Here is a 17,368-nt window from a genome sequence, read left to right as displayed (position 1 = left end):
AGAAATACGTCGAGATGACGTATTTCTCACTTTTTTCGCATAGTTAGTTAAGTACCTTTTTTGATTAAGCGATTGAGTTTCCTAAAAAGAATTAAAAAGACACAACAGCAAATGAACAACAGGCTTCCTGTTAGTGGTAAAAAGATACCTTGCATGTAGCTATCGATGTGCATTAAACCAGGTACCTCGCTGAAAAAATCATGGATAAACTGTTGAATGAGCTTATTAGCTAGAAAAGCAGCTAAAGGCAAAATAAAAATCAAATAATAGATGGGTTGTAAGGCATAGCTAATTAAAATTTGTAATTTTGTCGTACCTAAAAGAACTAAGATCAGTAAGTCGTTTTTTTGCTCTAAAAAAGTTAGGAAGAAAGCTCGGCAAATATAACTAATCAGGAAGAAAAAGAGTGTTCCAGCGCTGATTCCAGCCAAACCTCTGAAAATTGTCAAGGGAGGAATCACTGCATAATTATCAAGAAGAATCATTTGTGAAAGCCATCGAGAAAACAACAAAGTCAATAATAGAGCAGAAAAAGTCAGAAAACTAATAATAAAGATAAGAATCAACGTACTAAATTGGTTTTTTGAGCGCCACGCATTTTTGAGAGAGTCTGTGAATAAGTAAAGAATCGAATACATCATCGCGTCCTTTCTGAAAAATTTTTGGTTTAGCGGAAAAGTTATGTAAAAGAAAAGACGTTATCTCCTGCCAACTAGCCACTGAAAGAGATAACGTCTTCGCTGGAAACAAGAACTGGATTATTTCACCAATACTAATTTTTTTAAAGGTTCAACCCCAAATCGTTGTTCTTGCTGTAAAAGAATTTCGGCACAAGCTCGGCTATCTTCTAAAGCATCATGATGATTATTTAAAGTGATATTGAGGTTTTCACAAACGGTATTTAATTTATGATTAGGAAATTCAGGAAACAGTTTGCGACTCGTTTTGACTGTACATAAAGAAAGGTAATTAGGTTGTTCTAAGCCATAGTAATCTAAACAGCCAGCCAAAACACTACAATCAAAACTTGCATTGTGAGCGACCACTAACAGATTTGGTTGAAAACAATGCTGAATTTGTTGCCAGACTTCAGGGAATTTGGGCGCATTGGCAACATCTGATTCATGAATGCCGTGAATTTGCGTATTTCGCCAGAAAAAAGGTGTTTCTGGTTTGATTAACGTGTAAAATTCATCCACAATCCGACTATTTTCTACTTTAACAATTGCAATGGAACAGGCACTATGTTTATCATAACTAGCTGTTTCAAAGTCAAAAGCGTAAAAGTTCATTAAAAAAACTCCTTTCAACGCGTTGAGTAACACTTAAAAATCAAGTACAACTTCCACTGGACAATGATCACTACCAAGAATATCTGTATGGATTTTAGCACTGACTAAACGTTCATTCAAGGATTCTGACACAACGAAATAGTCAATCCGCCATCCTGCGTTATTTTTTCGTGCGTTAAAGCGATAACTCCACCATGAGTAGATGCCTTCAGCTTCTGGATAAAAATAACGGAATGTATCAGTGAAGCCACTGTCTAATAACTCAGTAAATTTTTGCCGTTCTTCAGGCGTGAACCCCGCATTTTTTTGATTGGTTTTCCAATTTTTTAAATCAATCTTTTGATGAGCTACGTTTAAATCACCGCAAAGAATGACGGGTTTTTCTTGATTTAATTCGTTTAAATAGGCACGAAAAGCATCTTCCCATGTCATTCGATAAGCTAAACGCTTTAGTTCAGCTTGTGAGTTTGGTGTGTAGCAAGTGACCATGAAAAATTCTGGATATTCTAAAGTGATCACGCGGCCTTCTTGATCGTGAGCCTCGATACCTAAGCCATAGCGAACACTTAACGCTTCTTCTTTAGCGAAAATTGCTGTGCCAGAATAGCCTTTTTTTTCGGCATAATTCCAATACTGATGATAGCCAGGAAGTTCTAAATCAATTTGCCCAGCTTGTAATTTTGTTTCTTGTAAACAGAAAAAATCTGCATCTAATTCATTAAAAACATCCATAAAATTCTTTTTAACAACCGCTCGTAAGCCGTTGACATTCCAAGAAATACATTTCATTGTTGAAACTCCTTTCAAATAAGAAACGCTTTTGCTCGTTTCAGTGCAAACCAGAACCAAAGAAAAGGTCGCTTGGTGCTTTCTTCTATTCTAATACTTTTTAAAGAAGTTTTAAATACTTGAAAAGAAAAAGAGAAAATGACTGATTTTTGGAAAGAAGTAGTCTATGATAAAATAGTAAAAAGAGCAGAAATGAGGACAAACGAATGAAAATTGGAGTCATTGGTTTAGGAAATATTGCACAAAAAGCGTATTTGCCAACTTATAGTGAATGCCGCCACTTGGCAGAGTTTGTATTAGCGACTAGGAACCCAGAAACACGACAAAAAATCGCTGATCAGTATGGCTTTACAGAAACCGTTGGGACCATAGAAGAATTGATTGAAGCGAAGATTGATGCTTGTTTTGTCCATGTAGCCACAAAAGTGCATGGTGCAGTCGTTCGCCAATTATTACAGGCCGGTATTCACGTCTTTGTGGACAAACCTTTAAGTGAAGAGCTTGCTGAAGTCAAAGAATTACAAGCATTGGCAGCAGCCAAAAATCTGCGCCTGATGGTTGGCTTCAATCGTCGTTTTGCCCCTTATACGGAAGTATTGAAAAATATTCCTGAAAAACAAACAATTTTTATTAAAAAGAACCGCATCAATACAACGAGAGAAACAAGTTTTATGATGTATGATTTATTTTTACATGTCGTTGATACCGCCGTTTATTTAGCGGAAGGACCGCTCCTCGTGGTGCAGTCAAAATTAGTGGAAGAAAACGGTCATTTAAAACGAGCAATTTTACAATTAGAAACCGAACAGACAACGATTGTTTGTTCCATGGATTTACACTCTGGGGCCAATACAGAAACTTTTGAAGTCACCAGCCCCACAGGTACTTATCGCTTGGAAAATTTAACGCATTTGACCATCCAAACAGAAGAAGAATACCAAGTAAAAGAGATGGGGGATTGGACGCCAACATTGGAAAAAAGAGGTTTTTACCAAATGGTTACTGCTTTCATTCAGGCCATTCAAAAACCGCAAGAGCAAGAGTTAAAACAAGAAAAAGTCTATGAAAGTCATGCGTTATGTGAAGAAATGCTACGCCAACAACAACGGCATGTTCTTTAAAGAGGACTAGCAACTTTCTTTCTATCATGCTAGAATAAGACAGATATTTTGAAAAGAAAGGACTAACTTTCGTGAACACTAAAGCTATGTTAGAAACATTAAACGAAATTACTTTATTAGTAGATGAACCATTAAAAAACGTAACCTTTACCAAAACAGGTGGCCCAGCTGATGTGTTGGCCTTACCCAAAACAAAAAAAGAAGTCGAAGAGATTGTGGCGTATTGCCGAGAACAAGGACTTTCATGGTTAGTATTAGGCAATGCTAGCAACTTGATTGTTCGTGATGGCGGTATTCGCGATGTCGTGATTATGCTAACAGAAATGAAAGAAATCAAAGTAGCCGGTACCACCATGATTGTGGATGCTGGTGCCAAGCTGATTGATACAACCTACGAAGCCTTAGCAGCTGATTTAACTGGTTTTGAATTTGCTTGTGGTATTCCAGGAAGTGTCGGCGGTGCTGTTTATATGAATGCTGGAGCATATGGCGGGGAAATTAAAGATGTTTTCCAGTCTGCAGAAGTGCTGTTGGCAGATGGGACTATTCAAACCATGACGAAAGAAGACCTGAATTTCCGTTATCGTCATAGTGAAATTCAAGAATTACATTGTATTGTCTTGCAAGCAACGTTTGCTTTAGAAAAAGGAAACCATGCAGAAATTAAAGCCCAAATGGATGAATTAACGGAACTTCGTGAACTGAAGCAACCGCTAGAGTATCCCTCTTGTGGCAGTGTCTTTAAACGCCCTGTTGGTCATTTTACAGGGAAATTAATTCAAGACGCTGGCTTACAAGGCTTAAAATGGGGCGGTGCTCAAATTTCCGAAAAGCATGCGGGATTTATTGTTAACATCGATCATGCAACCGCCACGGATTATGTGGAATTAATTGCACATATCCAAGAAGTGATTAAAGAAAAATTTGATGTTGAATTGCAAACGGAAGTTCGAATTATTGGTGAAGAAGTCTAAAAAAATAAGCTAGGGAGGTAAGTCAAATTGGCTTACCTCCCTAGCTTTAAATCCTAAGCTAAAGGTCGTAAATTTTACTCGTCTTCTAAATTTTCCAATTCTACAACTTTAAAGTTTTTCCGCTCTAAATGTTCTACAATGGCTGTACACGTTTCGGCAGTTGTGCCGGCTGGTAAAGTAATAAGTGTGCGACGAACAAATTCTTCACTATCGACATCCAATGTAATACAGCTGGCGATGCTGCTATATTTGGCAATGATTTTTGAAATGGCTGCTAAGTCGCCTTGTTGACCAACTGAAGCAATCGTTAAAACATAGCTCCCTTGTTTTACATTCCAAGATTGCGCTAAAATATTTAATAAGGTGCTGTGTGTTAAAATACCATAAAAATAATTATTTTCATCTAAAACAGCAATGTAAGGTAGTTCTTTAATAGTAAAAAATACCTTGAAAAATGAAGTGTTGACATAAATAAATTTTGTGGCATTTTTTAACAAATAGGTAACAGGTAAACTCATATCGCCACCGTTTGCTTTGTGGCGGTAAATATGCATTTTATAGATATTTCCTCGGAAAATTTTTCCAGATTCGTCTAAAATTGGGACACAACGGTAACCTGAGTCTTCTAAAATAGAAAGAGCTTCTTCTAGAGTACAAGATTCATTGACGGTTGTTAAATTATCTTTTTTAATAACTACAGATTTTAATAACATAAACAGGCCTCCTAAGGGTTCATTTTTAATAAATTTATCATATCATAACTTAGCAGAAAACAATAGCTGAGACCTCAGAATAAAAGCAATTTTGTTAAAATAAATAGAAAATAAAGAAAAATCAGATATTTTATAAAAGAAATCAAGCACGTATTCGCGATAATGGTAAAAAATTACGTAAGAATCGGCACGGTGCTTCTTTAAAAAGTAAATTAAACTTTGACAACTTTTTCGAATAATGGTACTGTTAAGAAGTAAATTTGTGAATAGAGGAGGTCGAAGAACATGGCAACAAAGAAAGCAGCTCTTGCTTGTTCCGTTTGTGGCTCTCGCAACTATTCTAAATCCGTTAGTGAAGGTAAACGTGGCGAACGCTTAGAAATCAATAAATTCTGTAAATATTGTAATCAATACACGTTACATAAAGAAACGAAATAGATTTAGAGGAGGGTATCAACATGAAATTTTTCCGCAGCGTTGCTGATGAGATGAAGCAAGTAACTTGGCCAACAAAAAAACAATTGCGTAAAGATACATTAGTTGTAATTGAAACATCTATTTTATTTGCAGCATTGTTCTTTATCATGGATACTGTTATCCAAACGGCATTTGGCTGGATTTTAAAATAATTAATTCTAGTATTTCCCGACGAGGGGTGCTATAATAGTATTCGAGAAAAAGCTTCGGGAAACTGAGCTTTTTTTATTTGCTCGAAAAAAATAAACTAAAACATTTAAAGGAGCCGAATCAGTAATGGAAACTTTTGAAAGAAATTGGTACGTATTGCACACCTATTCAGGCTATGAAAATAAAGTAAAAGCAAACATTGAATCACGTGCACAAAGCATGGGGATGGGCGATTATATTTTTCGTGTCGTTGTACCAGAAGAAACAGAAAAAGAAGTCAAAAATGGTAAAGAAAAAGAAATCGTTCATAAAACTTTCCCTGGTTATGTGTTAGTGGAAATGATTATGACCGATGATTCTTGGTATATTGTTCGTAACACGCCAGGCGTAACTGGTTTTGTAGGCTCACATGGTGCTGGTAGTAAACCCGCTCCTTTATTACAAGAAGAAATTAACCACATTTTACGTTCAATTGGCATGAGCACCCGTCAATCAGACTTAGAAGTAGCGCTAGGCGATACAGTGAAAATTATCGAAGGTGCCTTTTCTGGTCTTGAAGGTGTTGTGACAGAAATCGATGAAGAAAAACAAAAATTAAAAGTAAACATCGATATGTTTGGTCGTGAAACAAGTACAGAATTAGACTTTGAACAAGTCGATAACATTGATTAATAAACAAGCTGACAAACTATTGTTCAGCTGATTGATACAGATTGTAGGGTCTGGAAAAGCAGTCAACTGACTTCTTTTCCAAGCCCTTTTTTAGTTCATCGCAGAAAGGAATGAAAAAAATGAAACATGCCCAAAAATATCGTTATTTTTCTTTGCTAATGGGTCTTGTTCTATTATTAAGTGCTTGCCAAATTGGGGCAACCACGAAGAATGACAATCAAGCCGCCACAAAAGAAGCAACTGTTGAGTTAAACCGCACAACAACACCAACACTTTTTTTTCATGGTTACGCAGGAACTAAAAATTCGTTTGGCTCGTTACTGCATCGCTTGGAGAAACAAGGTGCCACAACTCAAGAATTAGTGCTACTCGTTAAACCTGATGGGACCGTGGTTAAAGAGCGAGGAGCTTTAAGTGGCAAAGCGACGAATCCCAGTGTTCAAGTTCTATTTGAAGATAATAAAAACAATGAATGGAATCAAACAGAATGGATAAAAAACACATTACTCTATTTACAAAAAAATTATCAAGTGAACAAAGCCAATATTGTCGGGCACTCTATGGGTGGTGTTAGTGGTTTACGTTATTTAGGAACCTATGGGCAAGACGCATCGTTACCTAAAATTGAAAAATTCGTCAGCATTGGAGCACCTTTCAATGATTTTATTGATACGAGTCAACAGCAAACCATCGAAACGGAACTAGAAAACGGCCCCACAGAAAAAAGTAGCCGCTATTTGGATTATCAAGAGATGATCAATGTTGTTCCAGAAAAACTGCCCATTTTATTAATTGGTGGTCAATTAAGTGCAACAGATTTAAGTGATGGAACGGTACCGTTATCTAGTGCCTTAGCAGTCAACGCCTTGCTAAGACAGCGAGGAACTCAAGTCACTAGCCAGATTATTAAAGGAGAAAATGCACAACATAGCCAATTACATGAAAATCCTGAAGTAGATCAATTGCTAATTGAATTTCTATGGCCGAGTAAAAAATAGCAAAAAGGCACATGTTCCATAAAAAATGGAACATGTGCCTTTTTCTATACTTTGGCTAGCGAAATAGCTTTTTTCAGCTATAATAAATAAAATTATTTATTTTTAGGAGATATTGGAATGTAATCCTCATGATTTAAATAAGCACAAATCAAGGCTTCAAAGGTGATTAATGTTTGGCCAAAAAACATTTGTGGCTGAGCGACACTTGTTGAAAACGGGCTGTAAGAGTCAGTTGAAAAAACGAGATCTGCCAGTCGACCAAGAGTTGAATTTTTGGCACCAACAAAAGAAATGATAGGATGTTTTTTCTCTTTCGCAAGCAGAGCTGTTTCTTTTAGGTATTTTTCTTCACCAGAATGTGAAAGAATGATAAAAAGAAAATTCTGATTATTTTGACTATTTATCGAATGAGTATGGGCTGTTGTGATACTGGGGATGCCATGAAAATTGAAAACTTCACTAATGTAAGCCGCCAAATGTCGTGAAAAGTCATGACCTAAAATAACAAATAAATGACTCTTGTGTTTGGCAAGCAGTCGACAAAACTCGTTGGTTGTTTCAAATGAAGGCGCTGTTTCATAAGGGATTGGCTGAGAAAAATGGGCTTCTTTTAATTTGTAAATAAGTTCATTATAACCTGATAAATTTAATTTTTTGGCTAAACGAATGATGGAACTAGGCGAAGAAAAGCAGTGTTTGGCAACTTCTCGAATACTCAAATCGGCCGCGTTCGTACTTTGTTGATCCAAATAATACAAAATCTGACTTTCTGTTTTCGTTAAATGATACGTTTCTTTTAAGTAATCTAAGTTCATGAGCAAACCTCCTTTATCAGATTATAAATAATTTTGTGGGAAAAAGGTATCAAAAAATAAGAAAATGAGGTGTTTTTATGAAAAGGGCAACAAAGCAAAGGCTGTCTTTGGCAGCAATCATAGTTCTACTTCTCTCGGGCTGTGGAAATGTTGGGAAAGAAACCAAAAAGCAAGAACAACAGGTATTACGGGTCGGGATTGATTCGGAATTATCAACGGCAGACGTGTCGTTGGCAATGGATAATACAGCAGCAGATGTAATGAGTCAAGTAGGAGAGGGACTTTTCTCCTTTGACGAAAAAGGAGAAGCTAAACCAGCATTGGCAACTGAAAAAGTACAGCCCTCTAATGATGGTTTAATCTATACTTTTACGATTCGAAAAGATGCAAAATGGAGTAACGGCGAGCCAATCACAGCCAATGATTTTGAATATTCTTGGAAGCGCACAGTAGACCCAAAAACAGCTTCCCCGCAAGCGTATTATTTTGAAGGGCTAAAAAATTATCGTGCTATTGTTGACGGTGGCAAATCTAAAGAAGAGCTAGGGGTAACAGCCATTGATGACCATACCTTGGAAGTAGAGCTGAGCTATCCTATGAGTTATTTTCAACAATTATTGGCGGTGCCAGCTTTTTATCCTTTAAATGAAGCATTTGTCGAAAAAACGGGCAAAAACTATGGTACATCAGCTGAGTCAACACTTTACAATGGCGCTTTCACATTGGAAGGTTGGGATGGCACGAATAATACTTGGTCCTATGTGAAGAATAAAAATTATTGGGATCAAGCGAATGTTTCGCTGGATAAGGTGGATGTCCAAGTCGTTAAAGAAGTCAATACTGGGAAAAATCTTTTCGAAGGGAAAGAATTAGATGTTGTAAAAATTTCTGGAGAAATTGTTGCACAAGAACACGGCAATGCAGCTTTGAAAATTCGTGAAATTCCTGGAACGTATTATATCCAATTAAATACGCAAAAAGATCTTTTGGCAAATAAGAATGCACGTCGAGCAATAGCATTATCATTGAATTCTGAACGTTTAGCTAAAAATGTTTTAAATGATGGCTCAAAAAAAGCACTTGGTTTCGTGCCAACAGGTTTCACTAATCAAGAAACGCAAAAAGATTTTGCAGAGGAATTAGGAGATTTAAATCCTAGTGAACCAGAAAAAGCGAAAGAGTTATGGCAAACAGCTAAAAAAGAATTAGGAATTGAAAAAGCGGAGCTAACCATTTTAAGTTCGGATACAGAAAATGCAAAAAAAATCAGTGAGTATGTTCAAGGAGCTTTAGCAGATAATTTAGAAAATTTAACAGTCAATGTTTCGCCAGTTCCTTTTAATAATCGTTTAGAAAAAAGTCGCAGCGGAGATTTCGACATTGTGGTTGGTGGCTGGACGCCAGTATATGCTGATCCAATCGATTTCTTAAACTTACTGCAATCAAAAAATTCCAATAATTTTGGTAAATGGTCTAATAAGACCTTTGATCAGTTGCTTCAAGAAGCAAACGTAACTTATGCAAACAAATATGAAGAACGTTGGAAAACATTACAAAAAGCGGATCGATTGGTTGCGGAAGAAGCTCCCCTAGTTCCTCTTTATCAATTAACAGAAGCACGCTTAGTGGCCGATTCTGTCCAAAATTTAGTCTATGGTCCATTAGGTTCAGGCTATTACAAATCAGTCTCTATCAGTGACAAGTAAAGGTTGGGAAAAAATGAAAAAAAGTCAAGCTGTTCAATTAATTCAGGAACTTTCAAATGCTAATGGTGTTTCAGGCTTTGAAACAGAAGTCGTTAGAATCCTTCAACACGCAACTGCGGATTTTACTATTCAACGGCTAGATGCCATTAAAAATTTATATCTTGAGAAGAAAAATAATCTAAGTGAAGGTCCAGTTGTGCTTTTTGATGCTCATAGTGACGAAGTGGGTTTTATGATTCAAGCAATTAAAGAAAACGGCTTGTTGCGTTTTCTTCCCTTAGGTGGCTGGGTCCCTAATACGATTTCTGCACAAAAAGTTCGGATTCGTAACCGGGAAGGTACCTATCTGCCAGGCGTAGTTACTAGTCGGCCCCCTCATTTTATGACACCAGAGGAACGTCAGCGGCCATTAACCATTGCTGATTTGACGATCGACATTGGTGCTACCTCAAAAGAAGAAGTAATTGAAACGTACAAAATCGATCTTGGTGCACCGGTCATTCCAGATGTGACGTGCTGTTACAACGAACAGACAGATCTTTTTTTAGGAAAAGCTTTTGATTGTCGCATTGGCTGTGCTTGCTTAGTGGATGTCATGGAGGAGTTGAAAGAAGAGACGCTTCCATTCAAGTTAGTTGCGACAGTAACTGCACAAGAAGAAGTTGGCGAAAGAGGAGCACTTATTGCCGCAAAGCAAGTCAATCCTGATTTAGCTATTGTTTTCGAAGGCTGCCCGGCTGATGATACGGCAGAAACGCCAGAGATGATTCAATCAGCAATGGGAAAAGGACCGATGTTACGTTATTTTGATGTTTCTATGATTACGAATCCGGAATTTCAAGAGTATGCACTAGAGATTGCTAAAATACACAAAATTCCTGTTCAAGTTTCTGTTCGAAGTGGTGGTGGAACCAATGGCATGGCGATTACACAAGTTCAAGGAGCCCCGACGATTGTTGTAGGAATTCCTGTCCGTTACGCTCACACACCCCATTGCTATGTGGACTTTCAAGATTACCAAGCGGCGAAAGAATTAGTCATTCAATTAATCAAAAATTTAGATGCTGACAAAATTCAAGCACTGGTTCAGCCATTGTCAAAGGAGTGGAACAAATGAAGATTTATGTATCATGCGATATTGAAGGATTAGCAGGTATTGCGACATTTGATATGGAAAAAGAAGACACCGTTTTATTCCGAGAATTATATCACCAACATGTGGCTTGGTTAATTGAAGGGATTCAAAAGAGTGCCAAAAATGAACAAATTACAGAAATTACTATTGCCGATTCGCATAGCCGTGGATTGAATTTAGCTTATGCGCGCTTGGCAGAAATGGATGAACGAATTTCCTTAGTGAGCGGCTTTCCTCGCATGGATTATATGATGAGTGGCTTGGATAGTAGCTATGATGTGGTCTTTTTCTTAGGTTATCATGCCGGTATTGGTAAACAAAAAGGGAATATGGATCATGGGTATAGCGCTAGTGTTGCTTATGATTTAAAAATAAACGACTTAGCGATGAATGAAACGACAATTAATGCAGCTTACGCTAGCGAATTAGGTGTCCCTGTTGGTTTAATTATCGGTGAATCAGGCTTAGAGGAACAACTTTTTCAAGAAAAAATGATGCCCGAAGTCCCCTTTGTTTCCACCAAAGAATCTCTGGGACGTTATGCAATCAAAAATAGACCCATGCAACAAGTTCGGGAAGCTATCGTAGCAACTACAAGTCAGGTGTTAACTTCCTTTGCGTTGTCTGAATTACCCCGATATACCTTGCAAACACCAGCAACTGTAAAATTGCAATGTGTGACGACAGCACAAGCAGATCGTATTGAAATGTTACCAATGATTAAACGCATTGATGGTAGAACTGTTTCATTTGTAGGTGAAACGATGAAAGATGTCATGAATGGAATTGTCGCTGTGGTTGGTTTAGGCGGAACAAGTTATTAAAGAAGAAGCTTACGGAAAAAACGAATGGACGTTTTTTTCTGTAAGCTTCTTGCTATAGTTATTTCTATTTTTGTTTCTCTAGAATTTCTTTGCTTAAACGTTGTGCAGTTGGTGTCACCGCAAGACCGCCTTCAGCGGTTTCCTTGAAAATTTGTGGCATTTGGCGACCCACTTGGTACATTGCGTGGATGACTTCATCTGGTGGAATGACACTTCGGATCCCCGCTAAAGCCATGTCAGCTGAGATGAAGGCTTGAGAAGAACCTAATGCATTTCGCTTCACGCAAGGAACTTCAACAAGTCCCGCAACAGGATCACAAATGAGGCCCATCATATTTTTTATCGTAATGGCCACAGCTTGAGCAGATTGATCAGGCGTACCGCCAGAAGCCGCAACTAAAGCGGCACTGGCCATTGCACTAGCAGAACCGACTTCAGCTTGACAACCACCTTCGGCACCACTGATTGAGGCATTGTTGGCAATCACTAAGCCAAAAGCCCCAGCTGTAAATAGAAAATCCAATTGTTGCTGATGCGTTAACTTTAAGCGGTCAATAACTGCCAACAAGACGCCAGAAACTACTCCGGCACTGCCTGCGGTTGGTGTAGCACAAATCAAGCCCATTTTCGCATTAACTTCATTAACGGCAATCGCATTTCGCACGGCTTGTAAAATGGTCTCACCGCTTAAAAAGTTGCCTGAATGTATGTAATCATTTAAGCGGGTTGCATCGCCACCAGTTAGCCCTGTTACTGAGGTAACACCAGCGATTCCTTCAGCGACAGATTGTTTCATAACGGCTAGATTTTTTTCCATTGTTTCAATAATTCGTTCACGAGAATACCCGCCATGAGCCATTTCTGTTGCAATCATTAATTCGCTCACAGAAGGGTACTCTTTCGCTTGAGCTACCAAATCTTCAATTGAATAAAACATCGTATTACTCCTTTACGTTCATTTAGTCAAAATAGTTAACGCTATATATATGAGGGATTTCAGCTAATTGCATGACAATGTCACCGACTTCGGCTTGATCAACTTCAATAATCATAATCGCTTTTTCCCCTTTAGATTCTCGGGTAACGGTCATTGTACTAATATTGATATCGCTAGCTGAAAGGATGTTGGTCACCTTAGCAATCATGCCAGGAACATCTTGATGGACAACAATAAATGTTGGCGTGCCCATACTTAAAGACAATTTGAAGCCATTTAATTCAGAAATTTGAATGTTTCCACCACCAATTGAAATTCCTGTCACGGATAGTTTTCGGTCGCCAGAAGAAACCACAATTTTAACGGAATTAGGGTGGTCCGCTTTTTCACTTTTAGGAATAAAACAAACTTCCATTCCTTGTTCATAGGCAATTTCCAAAGAATTGGCTAGTTGCTCATCATCTGGTTCCATGCCTAAAAGGCCGCCAACTAAGGCGATATCTGTTCCGTGACCACGATAAGTTTTGGCAAAAGACTCATATAAATAAATGTCAACGCTATCAGGTTGCTGTCCAAAAATACTGCGAACCACTTTTCCAATTCTTGCCGCTCCAGCTGTATGAGAACTGCTTGGACCAATCATAACGGGTCCGATAATATCAAAAACACTATTAAAGCGTAACTCTTCCATTTCAGCACCTTCTTCATTAGAATATGTTTTCATTGGAAGTCTAACACAAAAAATGGCGGGGAACTAGGCAATCGCTTGTGTTTTAGCGAATAATTTAAATTTTTATCAGAATGAAAGCAAGGGGCCTTCGTTGACAAATCAGTGAAGAGATGCTAAATTCTAGATAATAAAAGACGAAAAGAGGGATTCGTACGTTGAAAATTTAAGTTAATTTTTTAGAGAAACTGTATAACTTTGCCTGAATATAGCGGGTGGAGTGTGCGGATTTTCGGAAATTAGCTTAAAGAATTCAGCCACGGGTCTTTTTGTATACCTTGGATTGATGCCGCTGATTTCCGTAAAGCTGCATCAATTTTGCTTTATGGAGGTATATTTATGTCGAAAATTGAACTAAAACAACTATCTTTTGCCTATGATAATCAAGAAGTATTGCTTTTTGATCAGGCAAATATCACGATGGATACCAATTGGAAATTAGGACTGATTGGCCGCAATGGCCGTGGGAAAACAACCTTATTAAGATTGTTACAAAAGCAGTTGGATTACCAAGGAGAGATTCTTCATCAAGTCGATTTCGTCTATTTTCCACAAACAGTTGCAGAAGGACAACAGCTCACTTATTATGTCTTACAAGAGGTGACTTCTTTTGAACAGTGGGAATTAGAACGAGAATTAACGCTTTTAAACGTTGATCCTGAAGTTTTATGGCGGCCCTTTTCTTCTTTATCAGGCGGCGAAAAGACGAAAGTTTTATTAGGTCTTCTTTTTATTGAAGAGAATGCCTTTCCTTTAATTGACGAGCCAACAAATCATTTAGATTTAGCTGGCAGACAACAAGTGGCTGAATATTTGAAGAAAAAGAAACACGGGTTTATTTTAGTCAGCCACGATCGGGCATTTGTTGATGAAGTGGTTGATCATATTTTGGCGATTGAAAAAAGTCAATTGACGCTGTATCAAGGGAATTTTTCTATTTATGAAGAGCAAAAAAAATTAAGAGATGCTTTTGAACTAGCAGAAAATGAAAAAATCAAAAAAGAAGTCAATCGCTTGAAAGAAACCGCTCGTAAAAAAGCGGAATGGTCGATGAACCGTGAAGGTGATAAGTACGGTAACGCTAAAGAAAAAGGGAGCGGGGCGATTTTTGATACAGGAGCCATTGGTGCCCGGGCAGCGCGCGTAATGAAGCGCTCGAAACACATTCAACAACGTGCCGAAACACAATTAGCAGAAAAAGAAAAACTATTAAAAGATCTTGAGTATATTGATCCTTTGTCAATGGATTATCAGCCAACGCATCACAAAACATTATTGACGGTGGAAGAGCTTCGTCTAGGCTACGAGAAAAATTGGCTATTTGCGCCAATTTCTTTTTCAATAAACGCAGGAGAAATTGTTGGAATAACAGGGAAAAATGGCTCAGGAAAATCGAGCTTGATTCAGTATTTATTGGATAATTTTTCTGGGGATTCAGAAGGCGAAGCCACTTTGGCTCACCAATTAACCATTTCTTATGTGCGCCAAGATTATGAAGACAATCAAGGAACTTTATCCGAATTTGCAGAGAAAAATCAGTTAGATTACACCCAATTTTTAAATAACTTACGAAAACTTGGGATGGAGCGCGCCGTTTTCACTAATCGAATTGAACAAATGAGTATGGGGCAACGGAAAAAAGTCGAAGTAGCCAAATCATTGTCTCAATCAGCTGAACTTTATATTTGGGATGAACCCCTTAATTACTTGGATGTGTTTAATCATCAACAATTAGAAGCGCTAATCTTATCTGTGAAGCCTGCAATGCTAGTGATTGAGCATGATGCGCATTTCATGAAGAAAATAACGGATAAAAAAATTGCCTTGAAATCATAAAAACATCTTGAAAAAGTAAAGGGAATCCTGTATAGTAATAGGGTATGTTTTAAATGTACGTTGAGTGGGAGGGGAAATCTCAACCCCATTAACCACGCACGAGAACTTAAGGAGGTATTTTCGTGGCTAAAAAAGTAGAAAAAATCGTTAAATTACAAATTCCTGCGGGGAAAGCAACACCAGCTCCACCAGTAGGTCCAGCGTTAGGTCAAGCAGGTATCAACATCATGGGATTCACTAAAGAATTCAATGCTCGTACAGCTGACCAAGCAGGCTTGATTATTCCAGTAGTAATCTCTGTATATGAAGATCGTTCATTTACATTCATTACTAAAACACCACCTGCTGCAGTCTTATTGAAAAAAGCTGCAAAAATCGAAAAAGGTTCAGGTGAACCAAACAAAACTAAAGTTGCAACAGTTTCAAGCGATCAAGTGAAAGAAATCGCTGAACTTAAAATGGCAGACCTAAACGCCGCTGACGTTGAAGCAGCAATGCGCATGGTTGCAGGAACTGCACGAAGCATGGGTATCATCGTAGAATAATTTTTATTCCACACTTACTCAAAGAAGTAGCTTCTCAGTTCGTTTCATATTTAAAGATATGAAAGACGTGGGAGGTACAACCGTTATAACCACAATCAAGGAGGAAACAAAATGGCTAAAAAGAGCAAAAAAATGCAAGAAGCATTGAAAAAAGTTGATGCTACAAAAGCTTACTCAGTTGAAGAAGCAGTAGCTTTAGCAAAAGATACAAACATCGCGAAATTTGACGCAACAGTTGAAGTTGCTTACAAATTGAACGTTGACCCTAAAAAAGCAGACCAACAAATCCGTGGAGCAGTTGTGCTTCCAAACGGAACTGGTAAAACACAAACTGTTTTAGTATTCGCTAAAGGCGAAAAAGCTAAAGAAGCTGAAGCTGCTGGTGCAGATTTCGTAGGCGACGACGACATGGTTGCAAAAATCCAAGGTGGATGGTTCGACTTTGACGTAGTTGTTGCGACTCCTGACATGATGGCTACAGTTGGTAAATTAGGCCGTGTCTTAGGACCAAAAGGTTTAATGCCAAACCCTAAAACTGGTACTGTAACAATGGACGTTACAAAAGCTGTTGAAGAAGTTAAAGCTGGTAAAGTAACTTACCGCGTTGACAAAGCTGGTAACATCCACGTACCAATCGGTAAAGTTTCATTTGATAACGAAAAATTGGTTGAAAACTTCAACACAATTAACGACGTATTATTGAAAGCTAAACCATCAACTGCTAAAGGTCAATACATCAAAAACATTTCAGTAACAACAACATTTGGACCTGGAATCCACGTTGACCAAGCTTCTTTCTAATTTGAAAGAAAATAATTAAAAAATTCTTGACTCACTCACTTACCCTATGGTAAAGTGAGTGAGGTTAATAATTAACTGTACCGAAGACAGTAGGTGACGCAAGTCTTAATTTCCTACCGAGGACAATTGTTGAGTTATATACAATTCGGTCCCTCTATGTCTACGGTGGCATGGAGTTTTGTTGTTTTACACGACTTTTTGAAAAAAAGCCGATGTAAAACAATACTTGGCGAACGAAGTGAGCGAAGCTTCATTTGATTCTTCTACTTTACATATCGTAAACCAAGTCCAACTCCACCATCAAAATCAGGAGGTGAAATAAATGAGTGAAGCAGCAATCGCTAAAAAAGAAACCCTAGTTCAAGCAGCCGCTGAGAAATTTGAATCAGCAGCATCAGTTGTAATCGTGGACTACCGTGGTTTAACAGTTGAAGAAGTCACTAACTTACGTAAACAATTACGTGATGCAGGCGTAGAAATGAAAGTCATCAAAAACTCAATCCTTTCTCGTGCAGCTAAAAAAGTTGGTTTAGACGGCTTAGACGAAGTCTTTACAGGCCCAACTGCTGTCGCGTTCAGCAACGACGATGTAGTAGCACCAGCTAAAATCATCGACGAATTTGCTAAAGATGCAAAAGCATTAGAAATCAAAGGTGGCGTCATCGAAGGAAAAGTTTCTTCAGTGGAACAAATTACTGCGTTGGCAAAACTACCAAACCGCGAAGGTTTACTATCTATGCTATTATCTGTATTACAAGCGCCAGTCCGCAACGTGGCTTACGCTGTCAAAGCAGTGGCAGAGAAAAACGAAGAAGTTGCTTAATTGCAGTCTAATTCAAACAAATAAAAAACAAAC

At 38.0% G+C, this 17,368-nt stretch carries 20 protein-coding genes and 1 other annotated feature; of the genes, 13 read left to right on the top strand and 7 right to left on the bottom strand.

Translation table 11 applies throughout. The features are described 5' to 3' along the window. Positions 1-47 precede the first annotated feature (47 nt). From IGJ90_RS11145 to IGJ90_RS11135, 3 genes are all read right to left on the bottom strand, one after another. Complete coding sequence (locus tag IGJ90_RS11145) at positions 48-638, bottom strand: hypothetical protein (protein WP_002367209.1); 591 nt, start codon at positions 636-638, stop codon at positions 48-50. 120 nt (positions 639-758) lie between these two features. After that, positions 759-1,292 carry a 3'-5' exonuclease gene (locus IGJ90_RS11140; protein WP_438768121.1) on the bottom strand — a complete coding sequence of 178 codons (534 nt, stop codon included), beginning with the start codon at positions 1,290-1,292 and terminating at the stop codon, positions 759-761. Between the two features lie 33 nt (positions 1,293-1,325). Next, the gene (locus IGJ90_RS11135; protein ID WP_002367205.1) at positions 1,326-2,081 is read right to left on the bottom strand and encodes an exodeoxyribonuclease III; all 756 of its coding nucleotides are present in this window, start codon (positions 2,079-2,081) and stop codon (positions 1,326-1,328) included. Positions 2,082-2,287: 206 nt separating this feature from the next. Here IGJ90_RS11135 and IGJ90_RS11130 point away from each other — a divergent pair, with 206 nt between their 5' ends. Both IGJ90_RS11130 and murB read left to right on the top strand, forming a co-directional pair. Then, on the top strand, positions 2,288-3,202 hold the full coding sequence (locus IGJ90_RS11130) for a Gfo/Idh/MocA family protein (RefSeq protein WP_002367204.1): 915 nt from the start codon (positions 2,288-2,290) through the stop codon (positions 3,200-3,202). Between the two features lie 86 nt (positions 3,203-3,288). Beyond that, on the top strand, positions 3,289-4,176 hold the full coding sequence (gene murB / locus IGJ90_RS11125) for a UDP-N-acetylmuramate dehydrogenase (RefSeq protein ID WP_002387193.1): 888 nt from the start codon (positions 3,289-3,291) through the stop codon (positions 4,174-4,176). A 74-nt stretch (positions 4,177-4,250) separates the two neighbouring features. Here murB and cbpA read toward each other — a convergent pair whose 3' ends face one another. Next, entirely contained in the window at positions 4,251-4,889 is a 639-nt protein-coding gene (gene cbpA, locus IGJ90_RS11120; protein WP_002365057.1) for a cyclic di-AMP binding protein CbpA, read from the bottom strand. Positions 4,890-5,174: 285 nt separating this feature from the next. Between cbpA and rpmG the strand changes: the two genes are divergently transcribed. The 4 genes from rpmG to IGJ90_RS11100 all read left to right on the top strand — a co-directional run bounded on the left by rpmG (position 5,175) and on the right by IGJ90_RS11100 (position 7,186). Next, the gene (gene rpmG / locus IGJ90_RS11115; RefSeq protein WP_002356408.1) at positions 5,175-5,327 is read left to right on the top strand and encodes a 50S ribosomal protein L33; all 153 of its coding nucleotides are present in this window, start codon (positions 5,175-5,177) and stop codon (positions 5,325-5,327) included. A gap of 20 nt (positions 5,328-5,347) precedes the next feature. Further along, positions 5,348-5,518, top strand: coding sequence for a preprotein translocase subunit SecE (gene secE, locus IGJ90_RS11110; RefSeq protein WP_002356409.1), 171 nt, complete (start codon positions 5,348-5,350; stop codon positions 5,516-5,518). Positions 5,519-5,642: 124 nt separating this feature from the next. Continuing rightward, positions 5,643-6,188, top strand: a complete 546-nt coding sequence (gene nusG / locus IGJ90_RS11105; protein WP_002384070.1) for a transcription termination/antitermination protein NusG — start codon at positions 5,643-5,645, stop codon at positions 6,186-6,188. Between the two features lie 110 nt (positions 6,189-6,298). Beyond that, entirely contained in the window at positions 6,299-7,186 is an 888-nt protein-coding gene (locus tag IGJ90_RS11100) for an alpha/beta hydrolase (protein WP_002367203.1), read from the top strand. Positions 7,187-7,278: 92 nt separating this feature from the next. On the opposite strand, the gene IGJ90_RS11095 is transcribed toward IGJ90_RS11100, so the two are convergent. Next, positions 7,279-8,001, bottom strand: a complete 723-nt coding sequence (locus tag IGJ90_RS11095; protein WP_002382511.1) for a MurR/RpiR family transcriptional regulator — start codon at positions 7,999-8,001, stop codon at positions 7,279-7,281. 77 nt (positions 8,002-8,078) lie between these two features. Here IGJ90_RS11095 and IGJ90_RS11090 point away from each other — a divergent pair, with 77 nt between their 5' ends. The 3 genes from IGJ90_RS11090 to IGJ90_RS11080 are packed head-to-tail and all read left to right on the top strand — an operon-like array spanning position 8,079 to position 11,666. Then, positions 8,079-9,707 carry a peptide ABC transporter substrate-binding protein gene (locus IGJ90_RS11090; protein ID WP_438768117.1) on the top strand — a complete coding sequence of 543 codons (1,629 nt, stop codon included), beginning with the start codon at positions 8,079-8,081 and terminating at the stop codon, positions 9,705-9,707. Between the two features lie 13 nt (positions 9,708-9,720). Beyond that, entirely contained in the window at positions 9,721-10,824 is a 1,104-nt protein-coding gene (locus IGJ90_RS11085) for a M42 family metallopeptidase (protein WP_002356417.1), read from the top strand. Next, positions 10,821-11,666, top strand: a complete 846-nt coding sequence (locus IGJ90_RS11080; RefSeq protein WP_002367200.1) for a M55 family metallopeptidase — start codon at positions 10,821-10,823, stop codon at positions 11,664-11,666. The genes IGJ90_RS11085 and IGJ90_RS11080 overlap by 4 nt, the downstream gene beginning before the upstream one ends. 64 nt (positions 11,667-11,730) lie before the next feature. On the opposite strand, the gene sdaAA is transcribed toward IGJ90_RS11080, so the two are convergent. Next, positions 11,731-12,603 (bottom strand): L-serine ammonia-lyase, iron-sulfur-dependent, subunit alpha, encoded by an 873-nt coding sequence (gene sdaAA, locus IGJ90_RS11075; RefSeq protein ID WP_002367199.1) that lies wholly within the window; start codon positions 12,601-12,603, stop codon positions 11,731-11,733. Positions 12,604-12,625: 22 nt separating this feature from the next. After that, positions 12,626-13,294: an L-serine ammonia-lyase, iron-sulfur-dependent subunit beta gene (gene sdaAB / locus IGJ90_RS11070; RefSeq protein ID WP_002414070.1), complete on the bottom strand. Its 669-nt coding sequence runs from the start codon at positions 13,292-13,294 to the stop codon at positions 12,626-12,628. 375 nt (positions 13,295-13,669) lie between these two features. On the opposite strand from sdaAB, the gene lsa(A) reads away from it, so the two are divergent. The 4 genes from lsa(A) to rplJ all read left to right on the top strand — a co-directional run bounded on the left by lsa(A) (position 13,670) and on the right by rplJ (position 17,335). Next, entirely contained in the window at positions 13,670-15,166 is a 1,497-nt protein-coding gene (lsa(A), locus tag IGJ90_RS11065) for an ABC-F type ribosomal protection protein Lsa(A) (protein ID WP_104659768.1), read from the top strand. 122 nt (positions 15,167-15,288) lie between these two features. Beyond that, a complete protein-coding gene (gene rplK, locus IGJ90_RS11060; RefSeq protein ID WP_002356424.1) occupies positions 15,289-15,711 on the top strand; it encodes a 50S ribosomal protein L11 in 423 nt (140 codons plus the stop codon). Positions 15,712-15,822: 111 nt separating this feature from the next. Then, on the top strand, positions 15,823-16,512 hold the full coding sequence (gene rplA, locus IGJ90_RS11055; RefSeq protein ID WP_002356425.1) for a 50S ribosomal protein L1: 690 nt from the start codon (positions 15,823-15,825) through the stop codon (positions 16,510-16,512). A 62-nt stretch (positions 16,513-16,574) separates the two neighbouring features. Continuing rightward, positions 16,575-16,704 (top strand) — a sequence feature (ribosomal protein L10 leader region). Between the two features lie 130 nt (positions 16,705-16,834). Beyond that, positions 16,835-17,335, top strand: a complete 501-nt coding sequence (rplJ, locus tag IGJ90_RS11050; protein WP_002356426.1) for a 50S ribosomal protein L10 — start codon at positions 16,835-16,837, stop codon at positions 17,333-17,335. Positions 17,336-17,368 lie beyond the last annotated feature (33 nt).

This window comes from Enterococcus sp. AZ129, assembly GCF_051714505.1.
Classification (GTDB): domain Bacteria; phylum Bacillota; class Bacilli; order Lactobacillales; family Enterococcaceae; genus Enterococcus; species Enterococcus faecalis.
Note: the sequence above shows the minus strand (reverse complement) of the source record. Positions and strands in the feature narration are given on the sequence as shown.